Here is a 24,137-nt window from a genome sequence, read left to right on the forward strand (position 1 = left end):
TAGATCAGTCGCCCACTTTTTCCAGCGGCGCCTGCGGATTTTTGCTGATAAACATCGCGTCGCCATAGCTGAAGAAACGATATTGCTCAGCCACGGCGGCGCGGTAGGCCGCCATGGTGTGCTGATAACCGGCAAAGGCCGACACCAGCATAATCAGGGTCGATTCGGGCAGATGGAAATTGGTGATCAGCGCATCGATCACCTGGTACTCATAGCCCGGATAGATAAAAATCTGGGTGTCGTCGAAGAACGGCGCGATCAGGGCATCCTGACTCGCTTTGGCCGCGCTCTCCAGCGAACGGACCGAGGTGGTGCCGACGGCGACCACTTTATTGCCGCGCGCTTTACAGGCCAGCACCGCGTCGACCACCTCCTGCGGCACTTCGGCATATTCGGCGTGCATGTGATGCTCTTCGATGGTTTCAACCCGCACCGGCTGGAAGGTTCCCGCGCCGACATGCAGCGTCACAAACGCCATCTCCACGCCCTTCTCTTTCAGCGCCTGCAACAGCGGCTCATCAAAGTGCAGACCGGCGGTCGGGGCCGCGACGGCGCCAGGACGGGCGCTGTACACCGTCTGATAAAGCTCGCGATCCGCCTCTTCATCCGGGCGATCGATATAGGGCGGCAGCGGCATATGGCCGACGCTGTTGAGGATGTCGAGCACCGCGCGCTCATCATCAAACACAATCTCAAACAGGGCGTCGTGGCGCGCCACCATGGTCGCTTTCACGCTCTCATCTTCGCCCAGCAGCAGTTCTGCCCCTGGCTTCGGCGCTTTGGAGGCGCGCACGTGCGCCAGCACGCGCTTGTCGTCGAGCATCCGCTCCACCAGCATCTCGATTTTGCCGCCGCTGGCTTTCCGGCCAAAGACGCGCGCCGGGATCACGCGGGTATTGTTGAATACCAGCAGATCCCCTGGGTTCAGCTTATCCAGCACATCGGTAAACACGCCGTGCGTCAGGGCACCGCTGGGGCCATCCAGCGACAGCAGGCGACAGCCACTGCGCTGCGCCTGGGGATAGTGAGCAATCAGGGATTCGGGCAATTCAAAAGCAAAATCGGCGACACGCATTGAAATGTTCTTTCTCAGGCAAAAACAGGCGGCACAGTTTAGCGGAAAACCGACCAATTCTGAACAACTGGCTGTGCAAAGGCAGTTCAGCCTATAATGCGGCATGAACTTTCTTGCGCATCTCCATCTGGCCCGGCTGGCCGACAGCTCGTTACTGGGCAACCTCATGGCCGACTTTGTCCGTGGCAACCCGCACCAGCACTGGTCTGCGCCAGTGGCCGACGGCATTCTGATGCATCGCCGCCTCGACGTGATGACCGATGCGCTGCCGGAAGTGCGCCAGGCGCGCCAGCTGTTCCGCGCGCAGACCTACCGCGTGGCGCCGATTACGCTGGATGTCATCTGGGACCACTTTCTCGCCCGCCACTGGCTGCGCTTAACCCCCGACCAGACGCTGACGCACTTTTCTGCCGCCGCCGAAGCGGAAATCGTGCCGCAGCTGGCGGAGACTCCTGCGGAGTTTCAGCAGCTCAATGCGGTGATGTGGCGCGAGCGCTGGTTTGAGCATTATGCCCAGCCTGCGCGGCTGGAGCGGGTGCTGCACGGCATGGCCAGCCGCCGTCCACGGCTGGCGGCCCTGCGCGACTCCTACCACGATTTCACCCAACACTACGATCAGCTTGAAGCGCTGTTTTTCGTTTTTTATCCGCGTTTAATGGCGCTGGCCGCCGACAGAACCCTGTAAAACCCGATCCTCTGCTGCCCGGCTGGCCGATGCCAGCCAGCGTCCCGATAAAAAGCCTGTCAGCTGCCGCTGCGCCATCTTGCCATTGCTGCACAACTGCGGCTTAATGAAGCCTTTCTTAACAATATCACCCTGAATCGCACAGCCAGATCGCCTGTTCAGGCGCGCCTTCCATTGTTTATGGCAGAAAATCATAAGAGGAAAAGATGTCATCCGCTTCGCATACTGAAATTGACGCGCGTTATCGTTACGCCTGTGACATCGCCCGCGCGGCGGCCAGCCGGGCCTACTCCTGGTATCAGCAACGCCAGACGCTGGTGGTGGAACATAAGAGAGATTTACAGGATCTGGTCAGCGAGGCGGACCGTAACGTGGAGGCCCTGATCAAGACCTTAATCGCCGAACGTTTTCCTGATGATGCCATCTACGGTGAAGAGAGCGGCGGTGAGGTTCAGGGCGCGCCCTTTATCTGGGTGGTTGATCCCATCGATGGCACCGCCTGTTTCGTTAATGGCCTGCCTAACTGGTGCGTGTCACTGGCGGTGGTCTGTGACGGCGAACCGGTGATTGGCGTGGTGTGCGATCCTAACCATCAGGAGCTGTTTCACGCGCGTGCTGGCAAGGGAGCGTGGCTCAACGAGCGCCGTTTGCAGGTGCACGCGGCAGAGCATCTCAGCGAAGGGTTGCTCGGCATCAGCAACTCCAGCCGCACGCCCGCCGCCAGCGTCTCACAATTCATCAGCGGCTTAATGGAACAGGGCGGCATGTTTATCCGTATCGGCTCCGGGGCGCTGACCAGCGCCTGGGCGGCGGCCGGTCGTCTGATCGGCTATTACGAAGCGCATATGCATCCCTGGGACAGCCTGCCGGGAATCGTGCTGATGCGTGAAGCGGGCGGTGTCACCAATGACTATCTGCGCAACGATGGGCTGAAAAACGGCAACCCGGTGCTGCTGGCCAACGCCACCCTCTACCCCCAAATCAAAGCGCTGACCGGCAATCGCGCGCTGGATGAGTAGATGATGAGGCCGCTGCTCTGCCGCTGCGCGCTGCTGCTGAGTTCCCTCTGGCTGTTCAGTCCGCTCTCTCAGGCGGCGGATTATCAGCTGGAGAAGGTGGTGGAACTGAGCCGGCACGGGGTGCGTCCCCCGACGCCCGCCAATCGTAAAGAGATCGAGGCCGCCAGCCAGCGCCCCTGGACCCAATGGAGCACCGCCGATGGCGAGCTGACCGGCCACGGCTACAGCGCCGTGGTGAATAAAGGGCGCTGGCAGGGCGACCACTATCGCCAGCTTGGGCTGCTGCGCGCTGGCTGCCCGGACGCGGAGCAGGTCTACGTGCGCGCCAGCCCGCGGCAACGCACTCGCGCCACCGCACAGGCGCTGGTTGATGGCGCGTTTCCCGGCTGCGGCGTGCCGGTACACTACGTGGCGGGCGATGTCGATCCGCTGTTTCAGAGCGACAAACTGCCGCTCACCCGCATCGATCCTGAGCAGGCGCTGGCGGCCAAACGTCAGAAAGCGGGCGATCTGGCGCAGTTGCAGCAGCAGTTGCAACCGGCGGTGCGCCAGCTGAAAGCCGCCGTCTGTCCGCCTGCCGCCGACTGCACCTTCTTTGATCGCCCCTGGCAGTTCAGGCAGACCCGCAACGGCGGGAGCTACGTGCAGGGGCTCAGCGTGATGGCCAGCATGGTGGAGACGCTGCGGCTCGGCTACAGCGAAAATCTGCCGTTCGATCAGCTGGCCTGGGGACATATCACCTCGGCGGCGCAGATCACCGCCCTGCTGCCGCTGCTGACCGCCAATTACGACCTCAGCAACGATCTGCTCTATCAGGCGCAGCGGCATGGCTCAATCCTGCTCAGCGCCATGCTGACGGCGATCGCCCAGGATGACGCGCCAGCCCGCTGGCTGATCCTGGTGGCGCACGACACCAATATCGCCATGGTGCGGACCCTGATGGGCTTTGACTGGCAGCTGCCGGGCTACGCGCGCGGCAATATTCCGCCGGGCAGCAGTCTGGTGCTGGAGCGCTGGCGCGATACCCGCAGCGGCGAGCGCTTTCTGCGGCTCTATTTCCAGGCGCAGAGTCTGGATGGCCTGCGTCAGCTGCAACCCGTTGATGCGGCCCACCCGCTGTTACGCCAGGAGTGGCATCAGCCAGATTGCAGGGTTACAGAGGCGGGCCTGCTCTGCCCTTATCAATCCGCGCTGACGCAGTTACAAAAAAAGCGGGATAGCAGCGCCACGCTGCCCGTTTCCGTTATTCTGCCCTGAGTCTGGGGCTAATCAGATTCAGGCCGCAACGTTAATGCGGCCTGATTAATGGTTATCACTATTAATTAACGCTATTCAGACCTTTTCTTATTTAAACCGCTTCTCTATCAGCGCCGGTCATTTTGTTTTACGATACTGGCGTCAATCATCCCTTTTATTCTTTCTCTGATTCACTTGATTATTTCGGCGACTGGTTTCGCCGTTTTTTATTTTAACCACTCTGCCCCACCGCCTGCGCCGCCGCTGCTGAGCGGAGAGACACCGCCCCTGCGCCATCGCCCCGGCCATGCAACACTCAGTGCCAGTAATAACAACAGAAAAAACCACTGAAATAATCTGAACCCGACCACAAGCGGTTATTTCCGGCGCGCGCAATAACATCAGGCGGTTATTTTCACTGCCGTGCTGAGCATCACATAAACAGGCGGGGAGAATGAGAAAAGAGAAGACGCAGACGCGGTTTCTGCTCTCCCGCGAAACGGGAGAGCAGAACGGTGATTAATGAGGTTTGCGAACCAGTTTATAGCCCAGCAGCAGCACCACAATCCACACCAGCCCGGCATAGAGCGAGACGCGGGTATCGGGGAAGTAGCCAATCAGCCCGATGATAAAGCAGAGGAACAGCACGCCAAAGCCCGCGGTCCAGCTGCCGCCAGGCAGCGCGAACTGCAACTTGCTGGCCGCCTCTTTACCGATTTTGCGGCGGAAGGCGATCTGCGACAGCAGGATCATGATCCAGACCCAGACCGTGGCAAAGGTCGCCAGCGAAGCGATCACCAGGAAGACCTTTTCCGGCATCAGGTAGTTGAGATAGACCGCAATCAGCATGGCGAACATCATCACCACCACTGTCACCCACGGAATGCCGCGCGAAGAGACCTTCATAAAGATCTTCGGCGCATGGCCCTGCTGCGCCATGCCGTGCAGCATACGCCCCACGCCAAACACATCACTGTTAATCGCCGACAGCGAGGCGGTCAGCACCACGAAGTTGAGGATAGAGGCGGCGGCGGCGATGCCCAGATGCTGGAAGGTCAGCACAAACGGGCTGCCGGAGGTGCCCACCTGATTCCACGGATAGATCGACATAATCACAAACAGCGTGCCGACATAAAACACCAGAATGCGCCACGGCACCGAGTTGATGGCGCGCGGAATCGACTTCTCCGGGTCTTTCGCTTCCCCGGCGGTGATGCCGATGATCTCAATGCCGCCATAGGCAAACATCACCATCTGAAGCGACAGCAGCATACCGACCACGCCGTGGGCAAAGAAGCCGCCGTTGCTCCAGAGGTTATGGATGCCGGTCGGCTGACCGCCGTTGCCAATCCCCCAGATAATCATGCCGAAACCGGCCAGGATCATCACAATGATGGTGGCGACCTTGAAGAAGGAGAACCAGAACTCCACTTCGCCAAACACTTTAACGCTCATCAGGTTGACCGCGCCGATAATCAGCACCACGCTCAGCACCCAAATCCAGTGTGGCACCTCGGGGAACCAGACCCCCATATAGATGCCGAAGGCGGTGACATCGGCAATCGCCACGATCAGGATTTCAAAGCAGTAGGTCCAGCCGGTGATGTAACCCGCCATCGGACCGAGATAGTCCTGGGCATAGCGTGAAAAGGAGCTGGCCTGCGGGTTATTCACCGACATCTCACCCAGCGCCCGCATGATGATGTAGGCCACTGCCCCGCCGATGATGTAAGCGAGCAGCACACTTGGCCCGGCCATTTTGATCGCATCGGCTGAACCGTAGAACAGCCCGGTGCCAATCGCCGATCCCAGCGCCATAAAGCGGATGTGGCGCGTGCTCAGTCCGCGTTTGAGCTTATTGGTTTCTTGCATAACAACCTGTACCTGTGAAATGAAAAAACCACGGGCAAGCCCGTGGTTAAAGAAGAATCAGTGCTGTCTGCTAGGAGTGAACCGTCACCTGTTCAGGCCCCTTGACCCGATCCACAACAGCGGCAATCAACAGCATCACCAGCGACGGCGGCAACCAGGCGAGACCCTGATCGGCCAGCGGCAGGTGCTGACTGAAAGCTGGCAGCAAATCTTTAAACCCGGTGGTTTTAATCGCGTCCACAATACCAAACAGCAGGCTGATCAGCATCGCTGGCGCGATAATCCGGCTGCTCTTGTTCCACCAGTTAAGGGTGAAACTCAGCACCACCAGCACGATACAGGGCGGATAGATCGCCGTCAGTACCGGGATGGAGATCTGAATCAGGTGGCTGAGGCCGAGGTTCGACACCACCATCGAGAACAGACCCAGAATAAATACCAGGGTTTTATACGATAACGGCAGGTATTGCGCAAAAAATTCCGCACAGGCGCAGGTCAGGCCCACGGCAGTGACCATACAGGCGACGAAAATCAGCGCGGCCAGGAAGAAGCTGCCCATGTTGCCAAAGGTGTGCTGCACATAGGCATGCAGAATCGCCGCGCCGTTGGCGTTCTGATCCACCAGCGCACCGCTGCCCGCGCCGAGTTTAAACAGGCAGAGGTAGACCAGCGTCAGGCCGAGACCGGCGATCAATCCCGCCAGCACGGTATAGCGGGTCAGCAGCGCGGCATTGTCGACGCCACGGGAACGGGCGGCGTTGACGATCACGATGCCAAACACCAGCGCACCCAGCGTATCCATGGTCAGATAGCCATTGACGAAACCGCTGGAGAAGGCCGCGCGCTGATAATCGGCGGTCGCGGGAATAGTCCCGCCTGCGGGCCACACCAGCGCGGCGACGCCCAGAATGGTCAGCGCCACAATTTTCAGCGGTGCCAGGAAGTGGCCGACCGTGTCGAGCAGTTTGCCGGGATAGAGCGACACGCCAATCACCAGCGCAAAGTAGATCAGGCTGTAGATAAACAGCGGCAGCGCGCCTTCGCCGGTCAGCGGGGCGATCCCCATCTCAAAGGAGACCGTCGCCGTGCGCGGCGTGGCAAACAGCGGGCCGACGGCCAGATAGCAGACGGTGGCGAGAACCACGCCTGCGACCTTACCGATCGGGGTACTGAGCGCATCGACGCCGCCACCGACGCGCGCCAGGGCGATCACGGTCATCACCGGCAGACCGACAGCGGTAATCAGAAAGCCAATGGCGGCAGTCCAGACGTGTTCGCCAGACTGAATTCCTACCATGGGCGGAAAAATGATGTTGCCCGCGCCAACAAACAGGGCGAATGTCATAAAGCCCAGCGCGAGAATGTCCTTCGAGGTTAAACGATGTGTCATACGGCCTGTCACTGATGTTGCGGTGGAAGTTGGGTTAGTGTTGTCCCCTCGCTGCGTCTGAACCGCGACCTGGCTGCCAGCAGCAGCGCATTGTGCTCGTCGTGAGGTAAAACGCAGGTGATTTAAGCTGCTTTTATTCTGTTCACGGAGGGATGAATCGACAACGGCGCTAAGTAAAACGTTTATAGCGAAGAAAGGCAATACGGGATCGGAAAACCAGAAGGTTATTCCACCATTTAACGGAATAGTAGAGGATAGCGTTAATATTTACCGCAGGCACACAAGATGATGTGCCTGAATTATAGACAGACGGTGAGAAATCCCCGCATTAACCCGCCCGCCAATACACAAAAGGCGCGTTTTACGCGCCTGTCTGCACAACGTTACAGCACTACCAGACCTGTTTAGCAATATCGACTACCAGCCGAATCTTCTGCCACTGCTGCTCTTCGCTCAGGCTGTTGCCCTCTTCAGTGGAGGCAAAACCACACTGCGGGCTGAGGCAGATCTGATCGAGACTGACATACCTGGTCGCCTCTTCCAGCCGCTTTTTCACCTGCGCCGGATCTTCCAGCTCCCCGACCTTGGTGGTAATCAGACCCAGCACCACCTGCTGATGGCCAGGTTTGATGAAGCGCAGCGGTTCAAAACCGCCGGAGCGGGCGTTGTCATACTCCAGAAAGAACGCATCGACGTTAACGCTGCCGAACAGGATTTCCGCCACCGGGCCGTAGCCCCCTTCGGAGATCCAGGTCGAGCGGAAATTGCCGCGGCAGACATGCAGCCCCACGGTGAGATCGGCCGGTTTATCTTCCAGCGCCCTGTTCAGCACCCGGGCATAGGTCTGAGCCAGCGCCTCAGGATCGTCGCCGCGCGCCCGGATGTCACGCTTCTGATCGTCAGAGCAGAGATAGGCCCAGACGGTGTCATCCAGTTGCAGATAGCGGCAGCCCGCATCGTAAAACGCCCTGATCGCCTGTTTGTAGGTCTGCGCCAGGTCATCGAAATAGTCAGCCAGATCGGGATAAACGTCAGCGTCGATCACTTTGCGACCGCCGCGGAAGTGCAGCACGCTGGGGCTGGGAATGGTCATCTTCGGCTGCGCATCCCCGGCGATGCTTTGCAGAAAGCGGAAGTGCGCCAGCATCGGGTGATCGGCCGGGAAACCAAGCTTACTCACCACTTTCACGCCATGCGCTTTGGTCTGCACGCCGTTGAACTGAATGCCCTGCTCCGCTTCGTAACGTTCAACCCCATCCAGACCGTAGAAAAAGTCAAAGTGCCACCAGCCGCGACGAAACTCGCCGTCGGTTACTACCTTAAGGCCATTTTCACGCTGTTTCGCCACCACGTCGCGAATCGCCTCATCTTCCACCTGGCGCAGCGCAGCGGCGTCAATCTCACCAGCGGCAAACTGCTCACGCGCCTGTTTCAGGGCGGCAGGACGCAGAAAGCTGCCAACGGTATCGGCACGGAACGGGGCAGTTTCTCTTTGCATGATCACTCCTTTGGCCTGCACGTCGTTGCGGCAGGAAATAATTACATTCTGATATAAATAGCCATCTGGATGGCTAAATGTCTGAATGCAGGGTGACATGAGCCGCTTTCATCTGCAACCGAAGAAAATTCAACAGTCATGAAAAAGTTTCACTTTGCGCCGTTACCGGAGCGCTGCGCGCGCCTGCGCCATCTGGCTTTCGGAGAGTGGCAGATAGCCCGCCTCGCTGACCCGCCGCTGTCCCTGCGCCGAGAGCACCTGTTGCAGAAACGCCGCGACCAGCGGTGGCAGCGGCTTGCCCGGCGCTTTGTTGACATAGAGATAGAGCGGACGCGCCCAGGGATAGCGACCGCTGCGGATCGCCGCAGCATCCGGTGTCACCGCCTCGCCGCGCGGGTTGGTAATCGCCAGCATTTTTACGCCGCTGAGGTGAAAGCCAAAACTGGCATAGCCGATGCTGCGGGGATTCGCGGCCACCGCCTGCACCACCGCCGCCGAGCCAGGAAACTCCGCCACGTCGCTGCGGAAATCGCCCTGACACAGCACCTGCTGCTTGAAAAATCCCCAGGTGCCGGAGGCGGAGTTGCGGCCATAGCGCTGAATCGGTCGCCTGGCCCACGCCGCGCCGGTTAAGCCGAGATCGCCCCAGCGCAGCGGCGCGGCGTGCGCGCCACACAGACGGGTAACAGAGAAGATGGCGTCGAGCTGAGACCGGGAGATCTGCTGTAGCGGATTGCGCTGATTCACCACCACCACCAGCGCATCCATCGCCACCGGCACCGCCAGCGGCGGATAGCCATAGCGCGCCTCAAAAGCCTGACGCTCATCGGCCTGCATCGGGCGGCTCATCGGGCCGAGCTGCGCCGCGCCTGCCGCCAGCGCGGTGGGGGCGGTGGAGGAGCCGGAAGCCTGCACCTGGAGATTCACGCCCGGTGCCTGACGGCTGAAATCTTCGCCCCACAGGGTCATCAGATAGCCGAGCGTATCGGAGCCGACGCTGCTCAGGTTGCCGGCGAGCGTGCCGGGCTGGGCAAGCGCCAGACCCGGCAGCAGAGTAACGATCAACAAAAGAAGGATGCGCATCAGGGAGATCCGGCAGCGATTAATGAACGGCATTCTCCTGCATCACGCTGCCGACAATCAACCTCGCCGGCAGGGTAAAGGTGAAACAGGTCTCCTGATGCGGCACGCTGCGGATCTCCAGCCGGGCGTTATGGTGGCTCAGCGCATGTTTGACAATCGCCAGCCCCAGCCCGCTGCCGCCGGTGGCGCGCGATCGCGCTTTATCGACCCGATAGAAGCGCTCGGTCAGACGGGGGATATGTTCCGCCGCGATGCCCGGTCCATTGTCACACACCCGGAAGGTCGCCCCCTGCTTACTGCGCAGCCAGCTGATGTCGATGCGGGTGCCGTCAGGGGTGTGATTGACCGCGTTGTAAACCAGGTTGGAGATGGCGCTGCGCAGCTGCTCATCGTTGCCAAAGACTTTCAGATGGGGATCGGTGTGGAAATGGATCTCGTGCCGGCCGCCGCTCAGCGTTGCGGCCTCATGCTGCAAGAGCTTCAGCATCACCGGCACATCCACCTTCTCTTTGAGATCGATCGCCGGTGCGGCTTCAATGCGCGACAGCGTCAGCAGCTGTTTCACCAGGCTGTCCATGCGGCGCGTCTGCTCCGACATGGTATGCAGCGCTTTACTGCGCGAAGGCTCGCTCATCACCGAGTCGTTCATCATCTCCAGATAGCCCTGCAACACCGTCAGCGGGGTGCGCAGTTCATGGCTGACGTTGGCAAAGAAGTTGCGCCGCGCGCCCTCCAGCTGATGCATCTGGGTGACGTCACGCGCCACCAGCAGCCACTGCCCTTCGCTGTAGGGCATCACGCGGAATTCCATATGAAATTTGTTGTTCAGCACCAGCGTCAGCGGCTTGTCGAAATCACGCTGGCGGATATAGCGGGAGAACTCCGGGTAGCGCAGCAGATTGAGGATATTCTGGCCATTATCCTCCGGCCAGCGCAGGCCAAGGTGCTGTTGCGCCAGCCCGTTGCACCAGAAAATGGTGCCCTCTTCAGTGGTGAGGATCACCGCGTCGGGCAGCGACTCCGCGCCGCTGCGAAAGCGCTTGATCAGATTGCCCAGTTCACGCCGCCGCCGCCGGTTACGCAGCTGCATCTGATAGAGCCCATAAAACAGCGGCTCCCAGCTGGCGCGTCCGGTGGGCGGCGTCATGGTGCGATCGAGCCACAGCCAGTGCGACAGCCGCATCAGATTATGGAAATGCCACAGCAGCACCGCCAGCACGCTCAGCAGCAGCAGCCACGGCAGATAGCCAAACAGCAGACCGAGCAGCAGCGCAGGCAGAGACGCCAGCAGCAGTTCTGTCAGTAATCTCTTCCAGGAGAGGCGTTCCAGCACGGTTAAGGCTCCGTTCAGTAGCGGGCAGAGAAACGATACCCTGTTCCGCGGACGGTTTGTACCATGCGATCGTGGCCGGAGATCTCCAGCGCTTTACGTAAACGGCGGATGTGAACGTCGACGGTGCGATCTTCCACATAAACATTGGTGCCCCAGACGTGGTTCAGCAGCTGTTCGCGGCTGTAGACCCGCTCCGGGTGGGTCATAAAGAAGTGCAGCAGCTTATATTCGGTCGGGCCCATCTCCAGCGGGGTGGTCTCGGACATCACGCGATGGGAAGAGGGATCGAGACTCAGCCCCTGTATCTCAATCACCTCCTCCACCGCCATCGGGGAGATACGGCGCATCACCGCTTTGATCCGCGCCATCAGCTCTTTCGGCGAGAATGGCTTGGTAATGTAATCGTCAGCCCCCACTTCCAGCCCGCGCACCCGGTCCTCCTCTTCACCGCGCGCGGTGAGCATCATCACCGGAATGTCGCGGGTCATCGCTTCGCGCTTCAGATGCTTGATAAACTGAATGCCGCTGCCGCCGGGTAACATCCAGTCCAGCAGAATCAGATCGGGCCAGGGTTCAATCAGCTTGCCCACGGCGCTGTCATAATCTTCCGCCTCGATTGGCTGATAGTCGTTCTGCTCCAGAACAAAACACAACATTTCTCGGATGGGGGCTTCATCTTCCACAACCAAAATGCGCTTAGCCATTATTACTCCTGCTGATTATGACGGCTGTCACTGAGATTCGCGGCGCCATTATGCGTCAGATTTGTGACACTTTTATGAAAAACATAACCTGCCTGTAACCACGCAGGTAATCATTTATGACAGCGCCGCGACAATTTTTCGCTTTGGCGGCAGAGCCAGTATAATCGCCGGGCGAATCACAACGGCAGGGACTCTTATGCGCATCATTCATACCGCGGACTGGCATCTGGGGCAGTTCTTCTACAACAAAAGTCGGGCCGCGGAGCATCAGGCGTTTCTCGACTGGCTGTTGATCCAGATTGAACAGCATCAGGTGGATGCACTGATCATCGCGGGCGATCTGTTTGATACCGGCACGCCGCCCAGCTACGCGCGCGAAATGTTCAACCGCTTTGTGGTGGCGCTGCAACCCACGGGCTGTCAGCTGATTGTGCTGGCAGGCAATCACGATTCGGTGGCGACCCTGAATGAGTCGCGCGAGCTGCTCGCCTGCCTCAACACCAGAGTGATCGCCGCCCCGCAGGAAAATGAGGATCTGCTGCTGCTCACCACCCGCCACGGGGAGCCGGGCGCGCTGCTGTGCGCCATTCCCTATCTGCGGCCGCGCGATATTCTGCGCAGCCGGGCGGGCCAGTCGGGCCGCGATAAACAGACCTCACTGCTGGAGGCGATCGCTCACCATTATCAGCAGCGTTTTGAGGCGGCAAAGGCGCTCGGCTATGGGCTGCCGGTGATCGCCACCGGCCATCTCACCACCGTCGGCGTCAGCCAGAGCGATTCGGTACGCGACATCTACATCGGCACGCTGGACGCCTTCCCCGCCAGCGCCTTTCCGGCGGCCGACTATATTGCGCTGGGCCATATCCATCGCGCCCAGCGGGTGGCGGGCAGCGAGCATATCCGTTACAGCGGCTCGCCGATCCCGCTGAGTTTTGATGAGCTGGGCAGCGAAAAAAGCGTCTTTCTGCTGGAGCTGAGTGCCAGCGGTCTGCAATCGGTCACGCCGCTGGTGGTGCCGCAGAGTCAGCCGATGCAGGTGTTGAAAGGATCGCTGGCGCAGATTGCTGAACAGCTCAACGCCTTCAGCGCGCTGCCGCTGCCGCTGCCGAAACCGATCTGGCTCGACATCGAAGTCACCACCCAGGAGTACCTCAGCGACCTGCAACGTCAGGTGGAGAGCCTGACCGCCACGCTGCCGGTCGAGGTCCTGCTGTTACGCCGCAGCCGCGAGCAGCGGCAGCAGAGTCTGGCGCGACTCGATAATGAAACCCTGAGCGAGCTGAAGGTGGAGGAGGTCTTTGCCCGGCGGCTGGCGCTGGATGAGGCGCTGCAACCGGCGCAACTCGACCAGATGACTACCCTGTTTCGCCAGACGCTGGCCGCCATGGAAGAGAACCAATGAAGATCCTCACGCTACGGTTTAAAAACCTCAATGCCCTGCGCGGCGAATGGTTTATCGACTTTCGCGCCGAGCCTTTCGCCAGCAACGGCCTGTTCGCCATCACCGGCGCGACCGGGGCCGGTAAAACCACCCTGCTGGATGCCATCTGCCTGGCGCTCTATCACCAGACGCCGCGCCTGGGGGCGATCTCCCAGAGCCAGAATCCGCTGATGACCCGCGACTGTGCGGAGTGTCTGGCTGAGGTGGAGTTTGAAATCAAAGGCGAAGCCTGGCGCGCCTTCTGGAGCCAGAACCGCGCCCGCGGCACCGCAGACGGCAAACTCCAGGCGCCGCGGGTTGAGCTGGCGCGCTGCGCCGACAACACCATTGTCGCCGATAAAGTCGGTGACAAGCTGAAGCTGATCGAAACCCTCTCAGGGCTCGATTTTGAACGCTTTACCCGCTCAATGATGCTGTCACAGGGGCAGTTCGCCGCTTTTCTCAATGCCAAAGCCAGTGAACGCGCCGAACTGCTGGAGGAGCTGACCGGTACGGAGATCTACGGACTGATTTCCGCGGCGATCTACGAGCGCCACAAAGAGGCGAAAACCCAGCTGGATCTGCTGCGCAGCCAGGCGGGTGCGATGGCGCTGCTGGATGGCGACGCGCGTGCCGCCCTGCAACAGCAGCTCACCGAGCTCACCGAGGCCGAACAGCAACTGAGTGCTCACTATCAGCAGGCGCAGCAGCAGCAGCAGTGGCAGCAGCAGGCGCAGCAGTTGCACCAGGATCTGGAGCAGGCCACGACGGCGGTGCAGCAGGCGGAGGCCGCTTCTCAGGCCGCGGAGCCGGACCGCCAGCGACTGGCCCGCAGCGAACCGGCGGAAAAGCTGCGGGTAACATTGCAGCAGCGCGACGCCTTACGCGCTGAGCAGCAGGAGGTGGTCAGCCGCTGTCAGCAGCTTGCCGCAGTGCAGCAGCAGGCGCAGCAGCAGGCTGAGCAACAGCAGCAGCAATACGCCGCCACCCAGAGCGCCCTTCAGCAGGCGCAGCAGGAGCAGCAGCAGCAGGAGAGCCTGCTGACCACCGAGGTGTTGCCGCTGGATCAGCAGATCGGCACCCTTGCGCAGCAGCTCTCGCAGCAGCAGCTGGAAAACCAGCGGCAGCAGCAACATTACGACCAGACGCAAGCCAGCCTGACGGCGCAGACGCAACAGGTCACCGCCTTACAGCAGGCGATTGCCAATGAACAGCAGCTGCGCCAGCAGCTTGCCGATCTGGCCCCGTGGGGCGCCTCTCTGCCGCTGTGGCAGGAGAACTTCGCCCTGCTGGCGCAGCGTGAAGCGACCCTGAGCGATCTGGCACAACAGCAGCGGCAACAGCAGCAGCAAATCGCCGCGCAGCAGGCGACGCTTGAGCAGCAGGCGCAACAGGCTCTGCCGCGCCAGCAGGCGGAGCAACAGGCTCACCAGCAGCTGTTACAGGCGGAGCAAGCACTGACTTCGCTTCAGCAGCAGCATCCCCCAGCGGCGCTGCGCCAGGCGCTGAGCCAGCTACAGCAGAGTCGTAAAACCCGTCAGCAACTGCTGCTGCTCTCCACCCAGTGGCAGCCGCTGCACCAGCAGCTGGCCCAGCGTCAGCAGCGGCTGTCAGCGCTGGAGCAGGCGCACCGGCAGGATGAGGCCGAACTACAGCGGCTGCGTGCGACGTGGAAACGTGAAAAGCAGCAGCTGGATGATGTCGAAAAAATCTGCGCGCTGGAGCAGCAGATTGTCGATCTGACGCATTACCGTGCCCGGCTGACTGCCGATCAGCCCTGCCCGCTGTGCGGCTCCACCAGCCATCCCGCGGTCGAAGCCTACAGCACGCTGGAGGTGAGCGAGAACCAGCAACGCCGCGCCGCGCTGCAACAGCAGGTGGAGACCCTGCGCGAGGCGGGCACCGCAAAAAATGAACAGCTGAAGCAGTCGGCGCTACAGCAGCAGACGCTGCGTGATGAAATGGCTGAGACCCAGCGGCAGATTAATTACCTTGAGCAGCAGTGGCAGGCGCTGAGCGGTGAGCTGGCACTTACCTTTTCACTCGCCGACAGCGAGGCGCTGGCGCAGTGGCAGCAGCAGCAAAGTGAACAGGAAAACCAGCTGGAACAACAGCGGCAGGCGCAGGAAGCGGCCGCCCAGGCGCGTCAACAGGCGCAGGATCACTATCTCCGGCAGTCTCAGGCCTGGCAGCAGCATCAGCAGGCTGAACAGCTGGCGCAGCAGTCGCTGACCAACCTGCAACAGCGGCTCGACGCCCTGCAACAGCGCCAGCAGCAGGAGCAGCAGGCCTGGCAGCAGTTGCAGGATCGGCTCCAGCAGCAGTTCAGCGACCATCACCTTACCCTGCCGCAGGCCGCCGATCGCGACGAGTGGCTGGCGGCTCAGCAGGCGCGGTGGCAGCGCTGGCAGGAAAGTGAGCAGTCGCTCGCTAACCTGCAACCGCAGCTGCTGCGGGGGGAAACCCAGCTCAGCGCCCTGCAACAGCAGGCCGCGCTGGAGCAGCAGCAGCTGGCGGACCGGCAGCAGCAGTTTAGTCAGGCCCAGACGCAGCTCAGCGCACTACGCCAGCAGCGGCAGGCGCTGTTTGGCGATCGTGAGGTCACGCAGGCCCGGCAGCAGATGCAGGCCAGGGTGCAGCAGTATGAGGCGCAACGCACGCAGCAGCTGTCAGACCTACAGCAGGCGCAGGCCGCGGTCAGCCGGTTACAGGGTGAACTGGCCGGACTGGAAAGCCAGCGTCAGAGTCTTGAAAGCAGACAGGCAGAGGCGGAGCGCGCGCTGCAACAGGCGCTGGCGCGCGCCGGATTCAGCGATGAAGCCAGCCTGCGTGCCGCGCTGCTGGATGAGCAGACCGCGCAGCAACTGCGTCAGCAGCTGCAACAGCTCGATCAGCACCGCCAGCAGCAGCAGGTGCGGCTGGCCGATCTGCGCCAGCGGCAGAAAGCGCATCAGCAGGCGCAGCCAGCCGCGATGCCCGCTTCAGCCGAGGCGCTGGCACAGCAGCTTGAGCAGCTGCGGCTGGCACTGCGGGACAATGCCAGCCAGCAGGGTCATATCCAGCAGCAGTTACAGAGCGATGCCAGCCTGCGCGCCCGCCAGCAGAGCCTGATGGTGCAGATTGAGCAGGATGAGCTGGCGCTGGCGCAGTGGAGCCTGCTCAACGATCTGATCGGTTCCGCCAGCGGCGATAAATTCCGGCGCTTCGCACAGGGCCTGACCCTCGATCACCTGGTGGCGCTCGCCAACCGTCAGCTTGATCGGCTGCATGGCCGCTACCTGTTGCAGCGCCGGGCGCAGGATCTGCTGGAGCTGGATGTGGTGGATACCTGGCAGGCCGATGCCGCGCGTGACACCCGCACCCTGTCAGGCGGCGAGAGCTTCCTGGTGAGCCTGGCGCTGGCGCTGGCGTTATCCGATCTGGTCAGTCACAAAACGCGCATCGAATCGCTGTTTCTGGATGAGGGCTTCGGCACGCTGGACGCGCAGACGCTCGATACCGCGCTGGACGCACTTGACGCGCTTAACGCCAGCGGTAAAACCATCGGGGTGATCAGCCACGTGGAAGCGATGAAAGAGCGCATCCCGGTGCAGATCCGGGTGCGCAAGATGAACGGCTTGGGTTACAGCCAGCTGGAGCTGCCGCAGGGATAGCGGACGCCGGAGCGCCCGTGTCAATGCAATCAGCGGGCGCTGACAGCCTTGTAGCGCGGGCCGGTCAGCAACCCGCCCTGTTCGTTCTGCGCCAGCAGGCGATTGCTGGTCAGTCCGGCGACCGTGTGCGCTTTGTCGGTCACGTTGTCGGAGATCTGTTTAATCGCCGCGCTGACCAGAATGCCGACCAGGCCGTTGTTGCCATTGTTGTTTTGATCGTTGTCGGTGGCCGTGGCCGCCCCCTGCCAGATCTCTTTGCCGCTGCGTAAATCCACCAGCCGTGCTTTGGCGGTCACGGTAGTGACGCTGTCGATCACCCGATAGCTGCTGCCATAGTCGCTGATCGAGATATAGAGCGCGCTGTCGGCGTGGAAGATCTCATAGAGACGCTTCGCGCTGACCGCCTGGGCTTCACTGGCGCTGCTCAGGCCATTCTGCTGAAAGGTCTCTTCCACCACCGCCACCGGGAAGACGTAGTAACCCGCTTCGGCCAGCGGGCGCGTCACCAGCGAGGTCACACTGTGCGCGGCATTAATATCCGGCGATCGGTTATCGGCCGGCAGCACCAGAATCGAGGCGGGCTTGCTGGCGCGGAACGCCGTGTAGTCATAAGGTTTCTTCGGCTGCGCACAGCCGGTCAGCAGCAGCACCATCAGCGCGCCGCCCAGGGCAATCAGTTTTTTCACCGTACCACTCCTTGTTTTTTACTCATCAGAAAATCCATGTAAGGGGCCGCTTCCGGGAAAAGCTGTTTCTCGGTGGCGAACTGACCAAAGGCTTTATTGCTATCGCCGGTTCTGGCATAGAGCAGACCGAGCTGGGCATGCAGACCCGGCGGCACAGGCTGACCAGCAGCACGGGCTTTTTCGACATCGAGGTTCAGCGCATCAATCTGCTTCTGCGGATCGCCGCTTTGCTGATAGAAGCTGTAAACCTGCTCCTGATAATCGCCCCAGTAATAAAGGGGTTTTGGCCCTTTCGACGCGCAGCCTGCCAGCAGGCCCGCTGCAACCAGCAGGCTGCTCAGTGTCATCATCTTCATTTACTGCTTCCTTATTTAGCCGGACGCCATGCGCCGTTGTTGATTCCATCCACTAAATGATCGACCGCTTCACGAATCGCCAGATCCATCACTTTGCCATTCAGCGTGGAGTCGTAGCTGCTGGTGCCGCCAAAGCCGATGACTTCCCGCGCCGAAAGCTGGTACTCGCCCGCTCCCTGGGTGCTGTAGACCACTTCAGAGGTGGTGACATCCACTACGTTCAGATTCACTTTGGCATAGGCGACCTGGGTTTTGCCGCGGCCCAGAATGCCCCACAGCTGCTGGTCGCCCACTTCTTTGCGGCCGAACTCGGTAATATCACCGGTGATGATGTAGTTGGCGCCTTTGATCGCCTGCTGGCTGCGTTTGAAGTCCGACTCCTGTTGCAGCTCCTTCAGATTGCTGCGATCCAGCACGCTGAAGCGGTTAGTCTGCTGCAAATGGGTAATCAGAATGGTTTTCGACTGATTGCCGAGCCGATCGACCCCATCGGAGAAGATGCCGTTCATGTACGAGGAGCGGTTATCAAACTGGCCGACCGCAATCGGGCTACGCACGCCCTGATAAACCGGCTGGCTGGCCGCGCGCACCTGTGGGGCCTGGATAGCGCGGGAGGATTCGGTGGCACAGCCGCTGATCAGCGACGCCGTTAACAGGGAGAGTGCCGCAAGGGCATATTTTTTCTGCATTTCTAATCCATGAATTAAAGGAAACATCATCCGCACGGGGGCGGTAAATTCTGGTTCTGCCGACAGTCGGAGTAATGCCATAGCATTCATTGTGCCGGTCTGTAGACTGTCGGCAGCAGACCCGCAGATCTTTAAGGGAAATTGGCCAGTTAAATGAATTTAATTAATATAACGATGAGAATATTGCTGGGGGTGATGATTGCAGCGTCGCTGAGCGCCTGTCAGCAACCGCTGAAAAAGCAGCGTGATAGCGTGGCAAACCTCTGTCAGCCAGCGCAGGATCCCGACAGTCAATCCTGTCACTGGACTTATCAGATTCAGCCGCTGCTGAACCGGCAGTTCAGTGATGCGGCACATTATGCCGGTCAGCAATGTCTGGTACGGATGGAGTGGCAACAGAGTGGACGTTATGCGGTGACCCAGACTCAGGGTGATGAAGCGCTCTGCCTGCGCGCCTGGCAGCTGGTGGCGCAGACCCGTGATCTGCCGCCGCCGCCGCAGCCTGACCAGCCAGCGTGGTTCGGCTTCGCGCCGCGCGGTTAGCTCGCCAGTCCCTCCTGACGCCACTGCCGCGGGCTGATACCGAACCAGCGACGAAACGCCCGCGAGAAAGCGCTCACCTCGGAGTAGCCTAACAGCAGCGCCATCTCAGAGATCGGCAGCTGCTTCTGTTGCAGGTAGTAGGTGGCCATTTCGCAACGCACCTGATCCACCAGCGCGCTAAAGCTGCTGCCCTCTTCGCGCAGGCGGCGTTGCAGCGACCAGCTCGATAGCCCGAGCTTATCCGCCACCTCTTCCAGCACCGGTTCGCCCTGCATCAGCGATAAATTCACCTGCGACCGTGCCTGCTCGATCATGCTCTGCTGCGGCGCGGCGCGGTTGAGCCGGCGGATCGCATCCTGCATCACCATCAGCAGAATCGGATCGCTCTCCGGCATGGCGCGCAGCAGATCGCGTTTCGGGATCACCAGCGAATTAAACGGTTGATCGAACCAGACTGGCGCATCAAACACTTTGCAGTGATCGTGCCACTGGCCGGGACGCGGATGTTCAAAATGGACTTCGCGCGGCGCCCAGTGCTTACCGGCCACGTGGCGGATCAGATTCATAAACATCCCCAGCGTCAGCTCCGCGTCCTGACGGCGCGACAGGATCGCCCCGTGCCGCACCTGATAGTCGAGCCGCCAGCACTCTCCCTTATCCACCAGCCGGGTCAAGGTGTCGTGCTGGTGCCAGGGAAAGGCGTTGACCACGTTGTGCAGCGCCTGCTCCAGGGTGGCGGAGCAGAGGCCGATATAGCCAATCAGGCCTAATGACTGCGGTTTAAACTGCCTGCCGTAGTGCAAACCGAAGTTATCAAAACCGGAGTGACGCGCCGCCTCCTCCAGCGCCCGACAGTAATTGACCAGCCCGAGGCTCAGCGTCGGGCTGGCGAGGCGCTCAGGATCGATGCCGCTGATACCGAAGATGCGATCAACATCGCCGCCGCGGCTGTGAATAAAGTCGCTCAGGCCGGTGGCCGCCGCCGCCAGCACGCCGTGATTTTCCGCCCCGGCCACGGCGGAGCAGGCAGCAAAGGCATCGGGCTGTTTTAGCATTATCGGATTCATGGTCGCCTCAGTCAGATTCAGGCAGGATCACCCGTCTCTGATACTGAGCAAATTCCATACCAGGTCGCACCCGGCCCGGCCGCCGGGCGAAGCGGCGCGCGGGCGGCGAGTGGCGGCACTGCGGCGGCGCAGCCACGCCCGCCGCTGGTGCATCAGACGCCGACCGGCAGCGACTCTCCCGCCAGATAACGGCGGCAGAGGCGCACCGAATGGCTGGCCCACGTCGATCCCAGACTGCGCGCCATTTCCGTTTCAGCGTGCGACCCGACCCACGCGGTCAGCTGGATACGGCGCTGGATCAGCAGCGTCGGCAGCAGCGCCATCTCCGCGTCGCTGATATGCGCCACCTGCTCATAGCCGCGGAGCCAGTTGTCGATCCACTCCGGCGCGCGCGGATGGTGCTCCACGAAACTGATCGCCGCCGCCAGATCGTGCAGATACCAGCCCAGCCCGCAGTCATCAAAATCGATCACCCGGGTTTCACCTTTATGCAGCAGCAGGTTGGTCAGCCGCAGATCGGCGTGGATCAGGCCAAAGCGATCCGATCCTTTGCCGAACTGCGCCAGCGCCGCGCCGGCCTGCGCGATCGCCTGCTCAACCACGTCGTGATCGGCGGGGTTCAGGTTCGGCGCATCCTGCCAGCGTCCCCAGTGACTCTCTGCGCTGGTCATGGTGTGGTGATCCCAGATAATCCGCTGGAAACCCGCAGGCGGCTGCCACTGCTTGCTCTGCTGGTGCAACCGCGCGGTGATCTGCCCCAGTTGCTGAAAGGCGCGCGGATCAACGTCGGTGGTCGGCATCTCCCCCTCGATCCAGTGAAACAGCACCACATAGCGTTCACCGCCCTCTGGCAGCCGCAGCGTCAGCACCCTTTCACCCTCTTTGTCCGGCACCGCTTCCGGCACGCTGATGCCGGTTTCGCGCAGCGCGTCGAGCCACAGCAGTTCGCTGACGATGTCCGCTTTCTGATGGTAGTCGCCGCGATGCAGCCGCAGGGCATAACGCTTACCGCCCGCCTGCAACAGAAAGGTGGCGTTCTCTGAACGGCACAGCAGACTGAGCTGGCCGTGCAGCGCGGCGGGATAGCAGGCCAGCGCCTGCTGCGCCATCAGGGTCAGTTGGGAATCAGTCAGATTGTCATATTGTTTAGCGCTCATCACTCCGGCTCCTGGTCACTTGCGTCCACTCAGCATGCGTTGCCAGCCGGTGAGCTGCTTGACTCCAGAGGAGCCAAAGTTGACCGCAGCGTGCAGCTGGCCCGATTGTTGCCTGAGAGTTGACTGTGGAGGACAGAAGTCACCGCGCCCGCGTCAAGTCGTGGCGCTCAGGGCTTCGGCATTATCTCTTTACTCTGGTAATGGCGGTGTAACGCCGCGTGAGACCAACAACGACGGGGATAACAGTATGACAAACAGACTCAAGCCCACGCTGGGCACCCTGCATCTGTGGGGGATTGCGGTTGGCCTGGTTATCTCAGGCGAATATTTTGGCTGGAGTTACGGCTGGGCCGTGGCGGGCACGCTGGGATTTCTGGTCACCACCGCGCTGATCGCCACGCTCTATACCTGCTTTATCTTTAGCTTCACCGAACTGACCACCGCGATCCCCCATGCGGGCGGTCCCTTTGCCTACAGCCGTCGCGCCTTTGGCGAAACCGGCGGGCTGATTGCGGGTCTGGCGACGCTGATTGAGTTTGTCTTCGCGCCACCGGCGATTGCCATGGCGATAGGAGCCTATCTCAACGTGCAGTATCCCGAACTCAACCCGAAAACCGCGGCGGTCGGGGCCTACCTGCTGTTTATGACGCTGAATATTCTCGGCGTGAAACTGGCGGCGATGTTCGAACTGGTGGTGACGGTGCTGGCGGTAATCGAACTGCTGGTCTTTATGGGCGTGGTCTCGCCGGGCTTCAGCCTGGCGAACTTCGCCGCCCACGGCTGGGCGGGCAGCGACAGCTTCGGGATGCCCGCCTTCTCCGGCATTTTCGCCGCCATTCCCTTCGCCATCTGGTTTTTCCTCGCCATTGAAGGCGCGGCGATGGCGGCGGAAGAGGCGAAAGATCCCAGCCGGACCATTCCCCGCGCCTATATCAGCGGCATTCTGACGCTGGTGGTGCTGGCGATTGGCGTGATGCTGATGGCGGGCGGCGCAGGCGACTGGCGCAAACTCTCCGACATCAACGATCCGCTGCCGCAGGCGATGAAAATGATCGTCGGCGAGCATTCCCGCTGGATGCATATGCTGGTGTGGATTGGGCTGTTTGGCCTGGTGGCCAGCTTCCACGGCATTATCCTCGGCTACTCCCGCCAGTTTTTTGCCCTGGCGCGGGCTGGCTATCTGCCGCCAGCGCTGGCAAAGCTGTCGCGCTTCCAGACGCCGCATCGCGCAATTCTTACCGGCGGCGTGCTGGGTATTGCCGCGATCTACAGTGATGGGGTGATTAACCTTCAGGGCATGACCCTGACGGCGGCGATGATCACGCTGGCGGTATTCGGAGCGATTGTGATGTATATCATGAGCATGCTGAGCCTGTTTAAACTGCGCCGCAGCGCGCCGCAGATGGCACGCAGCTTCCGCGCGCCAGGCTATCCGATTGTGCCGGGCATCGCCCTGCTGCTATCGGTGGTCTGCCTGCTGGCGATGCTGTGGTTTAATCCGGTGATTGGCGCGCTGTTTGTCGCCATTATGGTGGTGGGCTGGCTCTACTTCCTCGCCACCAAAGCCCAGCGCGCTCGCGCGCCGCAGGAGAGTCTGCTGGTGGGGGAATAGAACAGACGCGGCCATGGGCCGCGTCTGCTGTTATCGCTGAACGCCTGCGGTCAGGCGTTCAACGGCCAGAGCCACGCCGCCCCACGCACCCCGCTGGAGTCGCCATGCTGCGCTTTCAGCACCGGGGTTTCACACTCCCCGCCAAACACCCACTGCTTCATCAGCGCGGGAACCGTCTGGTAGAGACGATCGACATTGCTCATTCCGCCGCCCAGCACAATCACATCGGGATCGATCAGGTTGACCACCTGCGCCAGCGACTTTGCCAGCCGCTGCTCATAGCGGCGCATCGCCTGTTCGGCGATCGGATCCTGCTGCGCCAGCAGCGCAGCGATCTCCGCGCCTTTACGCGGGACACCGCTCAGCCGATGGTAGTCGATAGCAAAACCGGTGCCGGAGACAAAGGTCTCGATACAGCCCTGCTGACCGCAGTAGCAGGGCACCTCCTGACGATAGCGCAGCTCATCTTCATCCATCCACGGCAGCGGGTTGTGGCCCCACTCACCGGCATTGCCGTTGCCGCCAATCCGCGACTCGCCGTTAATCGCCACACCCGCGCCCGAACCGGTGCCGATAATCACCGCGAACACCAGCGACTGCCCGGCCCCGGCCCCGTCGATCGCTTCCGACACCGCCAGACAATTAGCGTCGTTCGCGATACGCACGTCACGATTCAGCGCCTGGGCCAGATCTTTATCCAGCGGCTGGCCGTTGAGCCAGGTGGAGTTGGCATTTTTCACCCGCTTGCTGAATGGTGAAAGCGAGCCGGGGATCCCCAGGCCGACCGTACCGCTCTGCCCGGTTTTCTGCTCGGCCAGCCTGACCAGATCGACAATCGCCTGGACGGTCGCCGGATAGTCATCACGCGGAGTATTGACCCGGTGGCGGAACAGCTCATCGCCGCTATCTGACAACGCAATCACTTCTGTTTTGGTACCACCCAGATCAATGCCTATGCGCACGGTTTATTCCTCTTTATTCATTCAGGTGAGAGATACAGTAAAAGGCGTCTGCCGGAAAGGCAATGAAACCACTCCGATGTTTCGCTATCATGCGCGC

General features: G+C 61.0%; 20 protein-coding genes. 7 read left to right on the top strand and 13 right to left on the bottom strand.

The genetic code is table 11. The features are described 5' to 3' along the window. Window positions 1–4: 4 nt before the first annotated feature. On the bottom strand, window positions 5–1,075 hold the full coding sequence (queA, locus tag ACCW71_RS10530; protein ID WP_436371133.1) for a tRNA preQ1(34) S-adenosylmethionine ribosyltransferase-isomerase QueA: 1,071 nt from the start codon (window positions 1,073–1,075) through the stop codon (window positions 5–7). Between the two features lie 103 nt (window positions 1,076–1,178). On the opposite strand from queA, the gene ACCW71_RS10535 reads away from it, so the two are divergent. From ACCW71_RS10535 to ACCW71_RS10545, 3 genes are all read left to right on the top strand, one after another. Continuing rightward, window positions 1,179–1,760, top strand: a complete 582-nt coding sequence (locus ACCW71_RS10535; protein WP_436371134.1) for an ACP phosphodiesterase — start codon at window positions 1,179–1,181, stop codon at window positions 1,758–1,760. A gap of 206 nt (window positions 1,761–1,966) precedes the next feature. Next, the gene (locus tag ACCW71_RS10540; protein WP_436371135.1) at window positions 1,967–2,779 is read left to right on the top strand and encodes an inositol monophosphatase family protein; all 813 of its coding nucleotides are present in this window, start codon (window positions 1,967–1,969) and stop codon (window positions 2,777–2,779) included. Further along, the gene (locus ACCW71_RS10545) at window positions 2,780–4,036 is read left to right on the top strand and encodes a histidine-type phosphatase (RefSeq protein ID WP_436371136.1); all 1,257 of its coding nucleotides are present in this window, start codon (window positions 2,780–2,782) and stop codon (window positions 4,034–4,036) included. Between the two features lie 498 nt (window positions 4,037–4,534). Here the strand turns inward: ACCW71_RS10545 and proY are convergent, their stop codons facing one another. The 6 genes from proY to phoB form a co-directional block, all read right to left on the bottom strand. Continuing rightward, entirely contained in the window at window positions 4,535–5,887 is a 1,353-nt protein-coding gene (gene proY / locus ACCW71_RS10550; RefSeq protein ID WP_436371137.1) for a proline-specific permease ProY, read from the bottom strand. 70 nt (window positions 5,888–5,957) lie between these two features. Further along, window positions 5,958–7,277: a branched-chain amino acid transporter carrier protein BrnQ gene (brnQ, locus tag ACCW71_RS10555; RefSeq protein ID WP_436371138.1), complete on the bottom strand. Its 1,320-nt coding sequence runs from the start codon at window positions 7,275–7,277 to the stop codon at window positions 5,958–5,960. Between the two features lie 391 nt (window positions 7,278–7,668). Beyond that, window positions 7,669–8,775, bottom strand: coding sequence for a cobalamin-independent methionine synthase II family protein (locus tag ACCW71_RS10560; RefSeq protein ID WP_436371139.1), 1,107 nt, complete (start codon window positions 8,773–8,775; stop codon window positions 7,669–7,671). Between the two features lie 162 nt (window positions 8,776–8,937). Continuing rightward, a complete protein-coding gene (locus tag ACCW71_RS10565) occupies window positions 8,938–9,858 on the bottom strand; it encodes a PstS family phosphate ABC transporter substrate-binding protein (RefSeq protein WP_436371140.1) in 921 nt (306 codons plus the stop codon). A gap of 19 nt (window positions 9,859–9,877) precedes the next feature. Continuing rightward, window positions 9,878–11,191 (bottom strand): phosphate regulon sensor histidine kinase PhoR, encoded by a 1,314-nt coding sequence (gene phoR / locus ACCW71_RS10570; protein WP_436371141.1) that lies wholly within the window; start codon window positions 11,189–11,191, stop codon window positions 9,878–9,880. 14 nt (window positions 11,192–11,205) lie between these two features. Continuing rightward, a complete protein-coding gene (gene phoB / locus ACCW71_RS10575) occupies window positions 11,206–11,895 on the bottom strand; it encodes a phosphate response regulator transcription factor PhoB (RefSeq protein ID WP_436371142.1) in 690 nt (229 codons plus the stop codon). Between the two features lie 196 nt (window positions 11,896–12,091). On the opposite strand from phoB, the gene sbcD reads away from it, so the two are divergent. Both sbcD and ACCW71_RS10585 read left to right on the top strand, forming a co-directional pair. Continuing rightward, on the top strand, window positions 12,092–13,297 hold the full coding sequence (gene sbcD, locus ACCW71_RS10580; protein WP_436371143.1) for an exonuclease subunit SbcD: 1,206 nt from the start codon (window positions 12,092–12,094) through the stop codon (window positions 13,295–13,297). Further along, window positions 13,294–16,968 (top strand): AAA family ATPase, encoded by a 3,675-nt coding sequence (locus ACCW71_RS10585; RefSeq protein WP_436371144.1) that lies wholly within the window; start codon window positions 13,294–13,296, stop codon window positions 16,966–16,968. Before sbcD ends, ACCW71_RS10585 begins: the two co-directional genes overlap by 4 nt. A gap of 29 nt (window positions 16,969–16,997) precedes the next feature. Here ACCW71_RS10585 and ACCW71_RS10590 read toward each other — a convergent pair whose 3' ends face one another. From ACCW71_RS10590 to ACCW71_RS10600, 3 genes are read right to left on the bottom strand one after another with little or no spacing between them, the layout of a single operon-like run. After that, on the bottom strand, window positions 16,998–17,654 hold the full coding sequence (locus ACCW71_RS10590; RefSeq protein WP_436371145.1) for a DUF799 domain-containing protein: 657 nt from the start codon (window positions 17,652–17,654) through the stop codon (window positions 16,998–17,000). After that, complete coding sequence (locus ACCW71_RS10595) at window positions 17,651–18,010, bottom strand: DUF4810 domain-containing protein (protein ID WP_436371146.1); 360 nt, start codon at window positions 18,008–18,010, stop codon at window positions 17,651–17,653. The genes ACCW71_RS10590 and ACCW71_RS10595 overlap by 4 nt, the downstream gene beginning before the upstream one ends. Before the next feature lie 11 nt (window positions 18,011–18,021). Beyond that, complete coding sequence (locus ACCW71_RS10600; RefSeq protein WP_436371147.1) at window positions 18,022–18,699, bottom strand: CsgG/HfaB family protein; 678 nt, start codon at window positions 18,697–18,699, stop codon at window positions 18,022–18,024. A 174-nt stretch (window positions 18,700–18,873) separates the two neighbouring features. Here ACCW71_RS10600 and ACCW71_RS10605 point away from each other — a divergent pair, with 174 nt between their 5' ends. Then, complete coding sequence (locus tag ACCW71_RS10605) at window positions 18,874–19,242, top strand: cell envelope integrity TolA C-terminal domain-containing protein (protein ID WP_436371148.1); 369 nt, start codon at window positions 18,874–18,876, stop codon at window positions 19,240–19,242. Here ACCW71_RS10605 and qhpR read toward each other — a convergent pair. Next, entirely contained in the window at window positions 19,239–20,297 is a 1,059-nt protein-coding gene (gene qhpR / locus ACCW71_RS10610; RefSeq protein ID WP_436371149.1) for an AraC-like transcriptional regulator QhpR, read from the bottom strand. The two genes, ACCW71_RS10605 and qhpR, sit on opposite strands and share 4 nt — an antisense overlap. Before the next feature lie 164 nt (window positions 20,298–20,461). Then, complete coding sequence (locus ACCW71_RS10615) at window positions 20,462–21,466, bottom strand: phosphotransferase enzyme family protein (RefSeq protein ID WP_436371150.1); 1,005 nt, start codon at window positions 21,464–21,466, stop codon at window positions 20,462–20,464. Between the two features lie 247 nt (window positions 21,467–21,713). On the opposite strand from ACCW71_RS10615, the gene eat reads away from it, so the two are divergent. Beyond that, the gene (gene eat, locus ACCW71_RS10620; RefSeq protein WP_436371151.1) at window positions 21,714–23,078 is read left to right on the top strand and encodes an ethanolamine permease; all 1,365 of its coding nucleotides are present in this window, start codon (window positions 21,714–21,716) and stop codon (window positions 23,076–23,078) included. A 50-nt stretch (window positions 23,079–23,128) separates the two neighbouring features. Here eat and mak read toward each other — a convergent pair whose 3' ends face one another. Further along, a complete protein-coding gene (gene mak, locus ACCW71_RS10625; RefSeq protein ID WP_436371152.1) occupies window positions 23,129–24,040 on the bottom strand; it encodes a fructokinase in 912 nt (303 codons plus the stop codon). Window positions 24,041–24,137: the final 97 nt, after the last annotated feature.

It is taken from the genome of Pantoea sp. C2G6 (assembly GCF_051336815.1).
Classification (GTDB): Bacteria; Pseudomonadota; Gammaproteobacteria; order Enterobacterales; family Enterobacteriaceae; genus Pantoea.